This is a genomic window from Kitasatospora putterlickiae, from assembly GCF_039527695.1.
In the GTDB taxonomy this organism is placed as follows: Bacteria; Actinomycetota; Actinomycetes; order Streptomycetales; family Streptomycetaceae; genus Kitasatospora; species Kitasatospora putterlickiae.
In genome coordinates, this window is sequence record NZ_BAAAKJ010000072.1 from 39,108 (window position 1) to 50,812 (window position 11,705).

The following is an 11,705-nucleotide window of genomic DNA, read 5'->3' on the forward strand; positions in this document are numbered from 1 at the left end:
GCGTACGACGTGCCGCCGCAGCTGCCGCCGCAGGTCGGCGACTACCCGGCGCCGGTGCCGCCGACGCCGTTCTCCCCGCCGGTGCCGCCGATGCAGCCCGGCTGGGACACCCCGGCGCAGGCCGCCTGGCGGGACGCCCCGCCGCAGCAGGCCGCCGCGCCGGTGGCTCCGCCCGCCCCGGCCCAGGGCTGGGACGGCCAGCCGCAGTGGCAGCCCGGCCCGGCGCACTCCGCCTGGGACTCCGAGTCCACCGAGTACGTGGGGGTGGACGGGCTGTTCGGCGGGAACCAGGCGACCGCCCAGGCGCCCCGCCCGCCGGCCCAGCAGGCCCCCCTCCAGCAGCCGGCGGCCGCCCAGCCGCCCGTGGCGCCGGTCCCGCCCGTCGCGCCCGCGCCGTTCCCCCCGGCCGGCGGGTACCCGGGGCAGCCCGCTCCGCAGCACCCGTACGGGCCCGGCCCCGGCGGCCAAGGCCCGGACGGGCACCGCCCCTTCGTCCCGCCGATCGAGTTCGACCCGCCGCTCGCCCAGGACGAGGCCACCCTGCAGGTGGCCGCGGTGCGGCTGCCGCCCGTGGCGGAGCCGCCCGCCGACGTCGCGGCCGAGGAGCGGTCCGCCCCCGCGACCCCGCAGGAGAGCGCCGGGAGGACCTCCGGCGGCAAGGTCGCCTCGCTGCTGAACTCCAGTGCGATCATGGCGGCCGGCACCCTGGTCTCCCGGGGCACCGGCTTCCTGCGCACCATGGTGATCGCCGGCGCGATCGGCATCGCCGTGATGGGCGACTCCTACAACGCGGCCAACACCCTGCCGACCCTGCTCTACATCCTGATCGGCGGCGGCGCGCTGAACTCCGTCTTCGTGCCGCAGCTGGTGCGCAGCATGAAGAACGACGCGGACGGCGGCACCGCCTACGCCAACCGGCTGCTCACCCTGGTGATGGTCGGTCTGGCCGGCGTGGTCTTCCTGGCCGTGCTCGGGGCACCACTGCTCGTCCAGCTGATCGCCCATCCGATGATGGAGAACGCGGCCAGCGCGGACGCCACGGTCGCCCTGGCCAGGTACTGCCTGCCGACCATCTTCTTCATGGGCATCCACGTGGTGATGGGCCAGATCCTCAACGCCCGCGGCCGGTTCGGCGCGATGATGTGGACCCCGGTCCTCAACAACATCGTGGTGATCTTCACCTTCGGCGCCTACATCTGGGTGTACGGCGGCTTCGACGCCACCCACGTCAAGCCGGAGACCATCACCCCCGAGGGCGTCCGACTGCTCGGCATCGGCACCCTGGTGGGCCTCGCCGTGCAGGCGCTGGCGATGATCCCGTACCTGCGGGCGGTCGGCTTCTCCTTCCGCCCGCGCTTCGACTGGCGCGGCCACGGCCTGGGCAAGGCGGCCCGGCTGGCCAAGTGGACGTTCTTCTTCGTCCTCGCCAACCAGGCCGGCTACCTGGTCATCACCCAGCTGGCCACCGCCGCCGGCAGCGCCGCCGCGGACGACGGCCACGGCGGTGTCGGCCTCGCGGCCTTCTCCAACGCCCTGCTGATCTGGCAGCTCCCGCAGGCCGTCATCACCGTCTCGATCATGAGCGCGGTGCTGCCCCGGCTGGCCCGCGCGGCCGCCGACGAGGACGCCGGCGCCGTCCGCGACGACCTCTCCTACGGGCTGCGCACCACGGCCGTCGCGGTGGTCCCGGCGGCGTTCCTCTTCCTCTCGCTCGGCCCGGCCATCGGCCAGTCCATCTACGCGGTGGGCGGCGGCGACGTCGCCCTGGAGAACGCCCGCAACGTCGGCCTGATGCTCTCCGCCTTCGCCCTGGGCCTGATCCCCTACTCGGCGCAGTACGTGATGCTCCGCGGCTTCTACGCCTACGAGGACACCCGTACGCCGTTCTCCAACACCGTCTGGGTGGCCGCCTGCCAGGCCTGCTTCTCGCTGCTCTGCTGGCTGCTGCTGCCCGCCGAGTGGACGGTCACCGGAATGGCGCTCGGCTACGGCCTCGCGTACGCCGTCGGAGTGACGGTCGCGGTGCCCAAGCTGAAGAAGCGGGTCGGCGGCCTGGACACCAAGCGGATCGGCAAGACCTACTCCCGGCTCGCCACCGCCTCGGTGCCCGCGGCCCTGGTGGGCCTGGGCGCCAGCCTGGCGGTCACCCGGGTAGTCGGCGGCTGGGCCGGGGCCGTGCTGACCGTCCTGCTGGCCGGCGGACTCCAGCTCGCCGTCTTCGTGCTGATCGCCAAGCGGCTGCGGATCGAGGAGCTGAACGCCATGCTGGGTATGGTGCGCGGCCGACTGGGCCGCTGATCCGGCATCGGGCCGCCGCGCGCCCCGGACCGTCNNNNTCCCGATCCGCACCACATCTCTCCACCATCAGGCAACCGCCGGGACCTTTCGGCGGTCGTACCCGGTGGAGAACAGTGGGCACAATTGTCCTGGAGCACCGGGGCCACCGGCCGAAGCGCTCCAACGACTCTCTCTAGGCCCGGGGCGACACAAGGGGAGGCTGGACCACGGTGGCTGATGGCACCAAGGCGGTCGTCGACACGTCAGCAGCTGACGGAGCGGCGGACGAGGCCGCGCTGGCCGCGGCGATCGACGAACTCGCCGACGGCACGGCCCGGCCCACCGCGGCCGCCGGGAAGGACGCCAAGAAGGACGGCGGGAAGGACCGCGGGAAGGACGCGGCCTCAGCCGCCGACGCCACCGACGCCGAGGACGACGGCGCCCCCGGGAACGCCCCGGCCGGGAGCGAGGAGACCTCGGAGATCACCGCCCCGCTGTCGGCCACCGAGATCGCCGCCGAACTGGCCGCCGGCGACGCCGCCCGCCGGGCCGAGGCCGCCGCGAAGGCCGACCGCCCCGCCGCCAAGCGCCCGCCCCGGGACCCGCAGCCCACCCACGACCCCCGGGACACCGCCACCCTGCCGCAGACCCTCCCCGCCCCGCTGCGGCACAGCGGCGACATGATCGGCAACCGCTACCGGCTGGAGGAGTGCATCTCCTCCACCGAGACCTTCAGCAGCTGGCGCGCCGTCGACGAGAAGCTGCGCCGCGCCGTCGGCGTCCACCTGATGGCCGCCGGCCACCAGCGCGCCCGCAAGGTCCTGGCCGCCGCCAAGTCGGCCGCCCTGCTCGGCGACCCGCGCTTCGTGCAGGTCCTGGACGCCGTTCAGGAGGGCGAGCTGGTCTACGTCGTGCGCGAGTGGCTGCCGCACGCCTCCGACCTCGCCAAGCTGCTCGCCGACGGCCCGATGGAGCCGCACGAGGCGTACCAGATGGCCCGCCAGGTCACCGACGCGGTGGCCGCCGCCCACCGGCGCGGCCAGGCCCATCTGCGGCTCACCCCGCGCTGCGTGCTGCGCACCGACAGCGGCCAGTACCGGATCAACGGCATCGCGGTGGACGCCGCCCTGCGCGGCCTGCCCGCCGAGGGCGCCGACGAGGACGCCGAGCGCACCGACACCCGGGCCATCGGCGCCCTGCTGTTCGCCGCGCTCACCCACCGCTGGCCCTCCCCCGAGGACCGCTACGACCTCCAGGGCCTGCCCAGGAACCTCGGCGAGGTGGCCCCCGACCAGGTCCGCGCCGGCGTCCACAAGGGTCTGTCCGACCTGGCCGCCCGCGCCCTGTGCGACCACCCGCCGCACCACGCCGAGCCGATCACCACCCCCGAGGGGCTCGCCCGGGCGATCGCGCTGATGCCGCGCATCCGCCGGCCCGAACCCGAACTGCCGGTCTTCACCAACCCGCCGCGCCACAACACCCACGCCCTGCCGACCGCGCCCAACCCGACCCGGGTGGTCGCCGCCCCCGGGACCGCGCCCACCCCGGTGACGGCCCCGGTGCGGAACGCCGGGCGGCGGCTGCGCCGGGTGGTCAAGGTGACCGCCTGGACGGTCGCCCTCGGCGCCATCGGCGTGGCCTCCTGGCAACTGGTGGACAACCTGCGCTCGGGGAGCTCGGCCGCCGCGTCCCCCCAGCCGAGCGGCACCAGCGCCGCCCCCACCTCCCACACGCCGACCCACGACCCGGTGGCGGTCCCGGTCACCCAGGCGATCTCCTACAACCCGCTGGGCGGCGGCCCCGAGGGCACGTTCGTCCTGGACAAGGCTTTCGACGCCGATCCGAACAGCGAGTGGACCACCAACTGGTACGGCGACCCCTTCGGACCGAAGACCAAGGAGGGCACCGGCCTGCTGCTCGACCTCGGCACGGTGCAGACCGTCTCCAGCGTGAACGTCAAGCTCGGCACCCCCGCCACGGCCGAGCTGAGGATGCCGGGCAAGGGCGTCGGCAACCCGACGGCGGCCAAGCCGAAGGACTTCACCGTCCTCGGCAAGGAGACCGGCACCAGCCTCTCCTACAACCTGGACAGCCCGGTCACCACCCGCTATCTCTTGATCTGGCTGACCAGCCTGACCAAGAACCCGGAGAACACCCAGCACGGGGGTCAGTACCAGGGACACATCGCCGACGTGAAGGTGTTCGGCTGACCCGCGGGCCGAGGTGACGGGGCGTGGACGGCGAGGGGTGGACGTGGCGGACGACGGACCGGAGCGCGCCGACGACGACGCGGCGCTGCTCGCCCGCCACGTCGCGGGTGACGGGGAGGCCTTCGGCCGGCTGGTGAACCGCCACCGCGACCGGCTCTGGGCGGTCGCCCTGCGCACCCTCGGCGACCGCGAGGAGGCCGCCGACGCCCTGCAGGACGCCCTGGTCTCCGCCTTCCGATCGGCCCACACCTTCCAGGGCCGCTCGGCCGTCACCACCTGGCTGCACCGGATCGTGGTCAACGCCTGCCTGGACCGCGCCCGGCGCACCGCCACCCGCCGGACCAGGCCGCTCGACGACGACCCGGGACGACTGGACGCCCTGGTCGGCTCGCACGAGCCGGCCGACACCCCGGTGGTCCGCGCCGAGGTGCACCGCGAGCTGACCGCCGCCCTCGCCGAACTGCCCGCGGAGCAGCGGGCCGCGCTCGTCCTGGTGGACATGCAGGGCTACCCCGTCGCCGAGGCCGCCGAACTGCTGGGGGTGCCGGTCGGCACGGTGAAGAGCCGTTGCGCCCGCGGCCGGGCCCGGCTGCTGCCGCTCGTCCGGCACCTGCGCGAGGAGGCCGCTCCCACGGCGGGCGGTGTTTCACGTGAAACACCGCCCGCGTCCGGGGCCGCCCGCCCGACCGGGAACCCACCGGGGCCCCGTACCGTCACAGGGACAGCCCCCGATCCGGCCCGGCCGATTCTGGAAGGAGACGCGAGCACGCGATGACGGCGCCCCTCTCCTCCCCCGACCCCGCCGCGGGCTCGCACCCCGAGGTCGACGAGCTGGCCGACCTCGCCGAGGACCTGCTCGCCCCGGCCGACGCCGACGCGCTCCGGCGGCACCTGACCGGCTGCGCCGAGTGCCGGGAGACCGTCGAGGCGCTCGCCGAGGTGCGCACGCTGCTCGCCGGCGCCGAGCCCCCGGCCATGCCGGCCGATGTCGCCGCCCGGCTCGACGCCGCCCTCGCGGCCGCGGCCCAGGACGCCCCCGCAACCGCCCCGGCCCCGCCGGCCGTCCCGTCCGAGGCCCCGTCCAAGGCCTCACCGACCGCCCCGCCGAACGCTCCGCACGCCCGCCCGGCCGCCGCCACCGGGCCGGGCCGCACCGCCCACCCCCGGCGCCGTCGCACCCTGGTGCTGGGCTCGGCCGCCGCCCTGCTCGCCCTCGGACTCGGCGGGGCCTTCCTGGCCCTGCCCGGCTCCTCCCAGCAGCGGGACGACGCCCGGGGCACGGTCGCCGCCAAGGCCGACCGTTCCCCGGGCGCCACCGTCTACCAGGAGGAGCAGCTCGCCGCCCAGGTCCGGAAGCTGCTCGCTGGCGCGACCGCCGAACGGCCCGACCGGCCCCGGCTGCCCGTCAAGCCCTCCGCCGGCGCCGGCGCCGCCGACCCCTCGGACGGCTCGGACGGCTCCGGCGTGACCGCCGTACCGCCCGCCGAGGGCGGCCAGGGCCTGACCGGCGGCGCCCGCGCCACCCCGGCCTGTCCGCCGCCCAGCACCGCCGCCCTGCTGGCCACCGACCTCGGCAGCTACGCCGGCGCCCCCGCCGAGCTCCTCGTCTACGCCCTGCCCGGCCGCTCCGACCAGGTCGACGTCTACCTCCGCTCCCCGGACTGCCGACTCCTGCTGCACCGCACCGTCGCAGCCGGCTGACCGATGGTTCCCGCACGATCCATGCCATCGGCCGCACGACACTCCCAGAGTGCGGGCACCTGGTTCTGATCCTCCTGGGAATGCGAGACACTGGTCAGTCGTTGTCCCGGGCGGCGGAGCAGGACCGCCCTCCCCGCAGCAAACGCGGGTCGCGATGCGAACCAGGAGATGCAGTGAGCGACGTCCGTAACGTGATCATCATCGGTTCCGGCCCGGCCGGCTACACGGCTGCGCTCTACACGGCCCGTGCCTCCCTCAATCCGCTGGTCTTCGAGGGAGCCGTCACCGCCGGTGGTGCGCTGATGAACACCACCGAGGTCGAGAACTTCCCGGGCTTCCGGGACGGCATCATGGGCCCGGAGCTGATGGACAACATGCGGGCGCAGGCCGAGCGCTTCGGCGCCGAGCTGATCCCCGACGACATCGTCGCCGTGGACCTCACCGGTGACGTCAAGACCGTCACCGACTCCGAGGGCAACGTCCACAAGGCCCGCGCGGTGATCGTCACCACCGGCTCCCAGCACCGCAAGCTCGGCCTGCCGAACGAGGACCAGCTCTCCGGCCGCGGTGTCTCCTGGTGCGCCACCTGCGACGGCTTCTTCTTCCGCGACCAGGACATCGCGGTGGTCGGCGGCGGCGACACCGCCCTGGAGGAGGCGACCTTCCTCTCCCGCTTCGCCCGCAGCGTCAAGGTCATCCACCGCCGGGACACCCTGCGCGCCTCCAAGGCGATGCAGGAGCGCGCCTTCGCCGACGAGAAGATCAGCTTCGAGTGGGACAGCGCGGTCGAGGCGATCCACGGCGACCCCAAGCTGACCGGTGTCACCCTGCGCGACACCACTACCGGCGAGACCCGCGAGCTCCCGGTCACCGGCCTGTTCATCGCCATCGGCCACGACCCGCGCACCGAGCTCTTCAAGGGCCAGCTGGACCTCGACGCCGAGGGCTACCTCAAGGTCGAGGCCCCCTCCACCCGCACCAACATCCCGGGTGTCTTCGCCGCCGGCGACGTCGTCGACCACACCTACCGCCAGGCCATCACCGCCTCCGGCACCGGCTGCTCCGCCGCCCTGGACGCCGAGCGCTACCTGGCCTCGCTGGCCGACCTGGAGGCCCAGGCCGCCACCGTCGCGGTCTGACCCCACCGGATCCACCGTCCGGGTGGGTGTGTTCCACGTGAAACACACCCACCCCGCCGGGTCGAAACAGATCCGCCCCGCGCGGCGTTGTAGACCTGGCAGCCCCTCCCCCCGTTTGACCCTTAGGAGTGATCGTGGCCGGCGCCACCACCACCGTGACCGATGCGACGTTCGATGCCGACGTCCTCAAGAGCGACAAGCCCGTCCTCGTCGACTTCTGGGCCGAATGGTGCGGCCCGTGCCGCCAGGTGGCCCCGGTCCTGGAGGACATCGCCTCCGAGGAGGGTGACAAGCTCACCATCGCCAAGCTCGACGTCGACGCCAACCAGCAGACCGCCGCGGCGTACAACGTCATCTCCATCCCGACCCTGATCCTCTTCAAGAACGGCGAGCCGGTGAAGCAGATCACCGGTGCCCGTCCGAAGGCCGCGCTGCTGCGCGAGCTGGACGGCCTGATCTGAGGTCCGTCCCCCCAGGACGCCGCGAGGGCGGGGCTCCCCACCGGGAGCCCCGCCCTCGTCCGTCGTCACCCACCGCTCGCGGGAGCGGCCGCGCTCAGAACGGCCGCAGCGCCGGTTCCTTCCGCCCGCCGCCCAGCAGCCGCTCCAGCGCCCCCTCGACGTCCCCGCGCCAGGAGAGCGTGGTGCGCGCCTCCAGCCGCAGCCGCGGATAGCGGTGGTGCGGGCGGACCGTCTTGAAGCCCACCGCCAGCAGGTGCTCGGCCGGCAGCACGCAGCTCACCGGCTGCCGCCCCACCGCCCCGAACGCCTCGATCGCCCGGAACCCCCGGCCCAGCAGGTCCTTGGCCACCGTCTGCACCAGCACCCGTCCGATCCCCTGCCGCTGGAAACCCGGCAGCACCCGGCTGACCATCAGCTGCACGGCGTCCGAGGAGACCGGACTGGTCGGGAAGGACTGCGCCCGCGGCACGTACGCGGGCGGGGCGTAGAGCACGAAGCCGGCCGGCCGGTCGTCCACGTAGACCACCCGGCCGCAGGAGCCCCACTCCAGCAGGACCGCGGAGATCCACCCCTCCTTCTCCAGCTCGGGCTTGCCGGACTCGACCGCCGCCCGGCCGCTGACCGGGTCCAGCTCCCAGAACACACAGGAGCGGCAGGTCGACGGCAGGTCCGCGAGGTTGTCCAGCGTCAGCGGAACGATCCGGCGTCCCATGCCCCGCACCTCCTCGTCCACTCCACAATCGAGCATTCCCCCCGAACGCCGACGGGTGCATGTTTCACGTGAAACAACGCTCACGCGGAACATGCACCCATCGCCACCGCACCGTCGGTCCGGCCCGACCGGCTCGACCGGCTCAGCCTTGCGACAGCCGCAGCCCGTCATCGCCGGGCGCCATGCTGTCCAGGATCCGGTTGAGGTCCTCCACCGAGCCGAACTCCAGGACGACCTTGCCCTTGCCGAGCTTGCCGCCCCGCTGCGAGACCTCGACCTTCACCCGGGTGTCGAAGCGGTCGGAGAGCCGGCTCGCCAGGTCGTTGAAGGCCGGCGAGAGGATCTTGCCCGCCTTGGGGGACGGCCGCTTGGGCTTCTCCTCGCGCTGCATCAGCGCGACGATCTCCTCGGTGGTCCGCACCGAGAGCCCCTCGGTGACGATCCGCTTGGCCAGCTCCTCCTGCCGCTCGGTGTCCGGGGCCCCGAGCAGCGCCCGGGCGTGGCCGGCCGTCAGCACCCCGGCGGCCACCCGCCGCTGGACCGTCGGCGACAGCTTCAGCAGCCGCAGGGTGTTGGACACGTGCGAGCGCGAGCGCCCGATCCGGTCCGCCAGCTCGTCATGGGTGCAGGAGAAGTCCCGCAGCAGCTGGTCGTAGGCGGCCGCCTCCTCCAGCGGGTTGAGCTCGGCCCGGTGCAGGTTCTCCAGCAGGGCGTCCAGCAGCAGCTTGTCGTCCTCGGTGGCCCGGACGATCGCCGGGATCTGCTCCAGACCGGCCTCCCGGGAGGCCCGCCAGCGCCGCTCGCCCATGATGAGCTCGAAGCGGCCGGGCGCCGCCTGGCGCACCACCACCGGCTGGAGCAGGCCCACCTCCTTGATCGAGGCGACCAGCTCGGCCAGCTTGTCCTCGTCGAACACCTCGCGCGGCTGGCGCGGGTTCGGGGTGATCGCGTCCAGCGGCAGCTCGGCGAAGTAGGCGCCGGCCACCCGCGCGAGCTCCGCCTCGGCGGCCTGCTCCCGCAGGCTCTCCGCGGCGGCCTTGGCCGCCAGCGTCCCCCGGCCGGACGGCAGCACCGGCACCGCGGTCGGCGAGACCGCCCCGGGCGAGGCCACCGGGGCCGCCGCCGGCTGTGCCGCGGCGCCGGTACCGGCTCCACCGCCCGCCGGGGCGGCGGGGCCGATCAGCGCCCCCAGCCCTCGTCCAAGACCCCTGCGACCACTCACCGATTGTCCTCCGTCGTACCGTGCTGTGCCCCCGGGGCGCCCTGCCCCGAACCGTCCCGCTGCTGCCCCACCAACGAGCCGCCGGCCCCCGCGGACACCGCCCGCAGCGCCAGCTCCCGGGCGGCCTCCAGGTAGGAGAGCGCGCCGGTGGAGCCCGGGTCGTAGGTGAGCACCGTCTGACCGTAGCTGGGCGCCTCCGAGATGCGGACCGAGCGCGGGATCGCGGTGTGCAGGACCTCCTGCGGGAAGTGCGTCCGGACCTCCTCCGCCACCTGGGCGGCCAGCCTGGTCCGGGCGTCGTACATGGTGAGCAGGATGGTGGAGACGTGCAGCACCGGGTTGAGGTGCGTCCGGACCAGGTCGACGTTGTGCCGCAGCTGGCCGAGGCCCTCCAGCGCGTAGTACTCGCACTGGATCGGAATCAGCACCTCCTGGCCGGCGACCAGGGCGTTGACCGTCAACAGGCCCAGCGAGGGCGGACAGTCGATCAGGATGTAGTCCAGCGGCTGCTCGTAGGCGGCGATGGCGCGCTGCAGCCGGCTCTCCCGGGCCACCAGCGACACCAGCTCGATCTCGGCACCGGCCAGGTCGATGGTGGCGGGCACGCAGAACAGCCCCTCCACCTCGACCACCGGCTGCACCACGTCGGCCAGCGGCTTGCCCTCCACCAGGACCTCGTAGATCGAGGGCACCTCGGCGTGGTGGTCGATGCCGAGCGCGGTCGAGGCGTTGCCCTGCGGGTCGAGGTCGATCACCAGCACGCGCAGGCCGTGCATGGCCAGCGAGGCGGCGAGGTTGACGGTGGTGGTGGTCTTGCCCACCCCGCCCTTCTGGTTGGCCACCACCATCACCCGGGTGGCCACGGGGCGGGGCAGACCTTCGCCCGCTCGGCCGATGGCCTGGACCGCAGCCTGGGCAGCACGCGCAATGGGCGTGTCATCGATCTGGTCGATGGTCTCCGAGTCCTGCATGGGGCTCAGTGTTTCACGTGAAACCGGAGCGGCAACAGTCGCCGCCCGGCTGCGCGAGAGGATTCCCGAGAGGAGAGAGCGACGTTTCACGTGAAACACCATGCCCGCAATGTCGGAATTCTGACGATGCGACACTCCGGTGACCGGATGTCGGTCTTCCGTCCGCCGGGCGGTCATCCGGAAGCCGAAAACGCCACGGGCGGGGAGGCCGTTCGACCTCCCCGCCCGTGGCGGGCCTCACGTCCCCGGCTCAGCGGCCGCGCCGCCGGGGGCTGCGGCCCCGGTCCCCGCCGCGGACCGGGCTGCCGGCCCGGCCGGCCTTGGCGGCGGCCCTGGCCCGGCGGGTCGCCGCCTTCACGCCACCGGGGCTCTCCCCCACCTTGACCTGGACCACCCGGGTCGAGGTCTCCAGGGTGCCCTCGCCGACCGCGGTCACCGACCACTCCACCGCGCCGAGCTTCGCCAGCCCGGCCCGGGAGTCGGCCAGCTCCTGCTCCGCGCTGTCGCCCTTGAGCGCCAGCATCTGGCCGTGCGGGCGCAGCAGCGGCAGCCCCCAGCCGGCCAACCGCTCCAGCGGCGCCACCGCCCGCGCGGTCACCACGTCCACCGCCAGCTTGCCGACCATCTCCTCGGCCCGGCCGCGCAGCACGGTGACGTTCTCCAGCCCGAGCTCGCGGACCACCTCCTCCAGGAAGGTGGTGCGGCGCAGCAGCGGCTCCAGCAGGGTCACCGAGACGTCCGGCCGCGCCAGCGCCACCGGGATGCCGGGCAGACCGGCACCGGAGCCGACGTCGCAGAGCGTCGTCCCGCCCGGCAGCAACTCGGCGAGGACGGCGCAGTTCAACACGTGGCGGTCCCAGAGCCGGGGCACCTCACGCGGGCCGATCAGCCCCCGGGTCACCCCCGCGGTGGCCAGCAGCTCGGTGTAGCGGACCGCGGCGTCGAACCGCTCGCCGAAGACCTCCCGGGCCACGGCCGGCGGCGCGGGCGGCGGTGCGCCCGGCGGCCTACG

General features: G+C 74.1%; 10 protein-coding genes. 6 read left to right on the top strand and 4 right to left on the bottom strand.

Annotated features, from left to right (window positions below; all coding sequences use genetic code 11):
- The 6 genes from murJ to trxA form a co-directional block, all read left to right on the top strand.
- The coding region (murJ, locus tag ABD308_RS08465; protein WP_425554721.1) for a murein biosynthesis integral membrane protein MurJ at positions 1 to 2,298 on the top strand (2,298 nt) is incomplete at its 5' end.
- Between the two features lie 209 nt (positions 2,299 to 2,507).
- On the top strand, positions 2,508 to 4,487 hold the full coding sequence (locus tag ABD308_RS08470) for a protein kinase family protein (RefSeq protein ID WP_344330025.1): 1,980 nt from the start codon (positions 2,508 to 2,510) through the stop codon (positions 4,485 to 4,487).
- 37 nt (positions 4,488 to 4,524) lie between these two features.
- Positions 4,525 to 5,262, top strand: coding sequence for an RNA polymerase sigma factor SigM (sigM, locus tag ABD308_RS08475; protein WP_425554722.1), 738 nt, complete (start codon positions 4,525 to 4,527; stop codon positions 5,260 to 5,262).
- A complete protein-coding gene (locus ABD308_RS08480; RefSeq protein WP_344330029.1) occupies positions 5,259 to 6,188 on the top strand; it encodes a hypothetical protein in 930 nt (309 codons plus the stop codon). The genes sigM and ABD308_RS08480 overlap by 4 nt, the downstream gene beginning before the upstream one ends.
- 173 nt (positions 6,189 to 6,361) lie before the next feature.
- Complete coding sequence (trxB, locus tag ABD308_RS08485; protein WP_344330032.1) at positions 6,362 to 7,327, top strand: thioredoxin-disulfide reductase; 966 nt, start codon at positions 6,362 to 6,364, stop codon at positions 7,325 to 7,327.
- Between the two features lie 134 nt (positions 7,328 to 7,461).
- Positions 7,462 to 7,788: a thioredoxin gene (gene trxA, locus ABD308_RS08490; protein WP_344330044.1), complete on the top strand. Its 327-nt coding sequence runs from the start codon at positions 7,462 to 7,464 to the stop codon at positions 7,786 to 7,788.
- A 94-nt stretch (positions 7,789 to 7,882) separates the two neighbouring features.
- On the opposite strand, the gene ABD308_RS08495 is transcribed toward trxA, so the two are convergent.
- The 4 genes from ABD308_RS08495 to rsmG form a co-directional block, all read right to left on the bottom strand.
- Positions 7,883 to 8,500 (bottom strand): GNAT family N-acetyltransferase, encoded by a 618-nt coding sequence (locus ABD308_RS08495; protein ID WP_344330057.1) that lies wholly within the window; start codon positions 8,498 to 8,500, stop codon positions 7,883 to 7,885.
- 142 nt (positions 8,501 to 8,642) lie between these two features.
- Positions 8,643 to 9,722, bottom strand: a complete 1,080-nt coding sequence (locus ABD308_RS08500; RefSeq protein ID WP_344330067.1) for a ParB/RepB/Spo0J family partition protein — start codon at positions 9,720 to 9,722, stop codon at positions 8,643 to 8,645.
- Entirely contained in the window at positions 9,719 to 10,795 is a 1,077-nt protein-coding gene (locus ABD308_RS08505) for a ParA family protein (protein WP_425554723.1), read from the bottom strand. The genes ABD308_RS08500 and ABD308_RS08505 overlap by 4 nt, the downstream gene beginning before the upstream one ends.
- A 148-nt stretch (positions 10,796 to 10,943) precedes the next feature.
- Positions 10,944 to 11,666: a 16S rRNA (guanine(527)-N(7))-methyltransferase RsmG gene (rsmG, locus tag ABD308_RS08510; protein ID WP_344330109.1), complete on the bottom strand. Its 723-nt coding sequence runs from the start codon at positions 11,664 to 11,666 to the stop codon at positions 10,944 to 10,946.
- Positions 11,667 to 11,705: the final 39 nt, after the last annotated feature.

Bases quoted from the DNA above. Each gene is read 5' to 3' on its own strand.
- ABD308_RS08480 (WP_344330029.1), top strand. From the start codon at position 5,259: ATGACGGCGCCCCTCTCCTCCCCCGACCCCGCCGCGGGCTCGCACCCC.
- ABD308_RS08495 (WP_344330057.1), bottom strand. From the start codon at position 8,500: ATGGGACGCCGGATCGTTCCGCTGACGCTGGACAACCTCGCGGACCTG.
- ABD308_RS08505 (WP_425554723.1), bottom strand. From the start codon at position 10,795: ATGGTGTTTCACGTGAAACGTCGCTCTCTCCTCTCGGGAATCCTCTCG.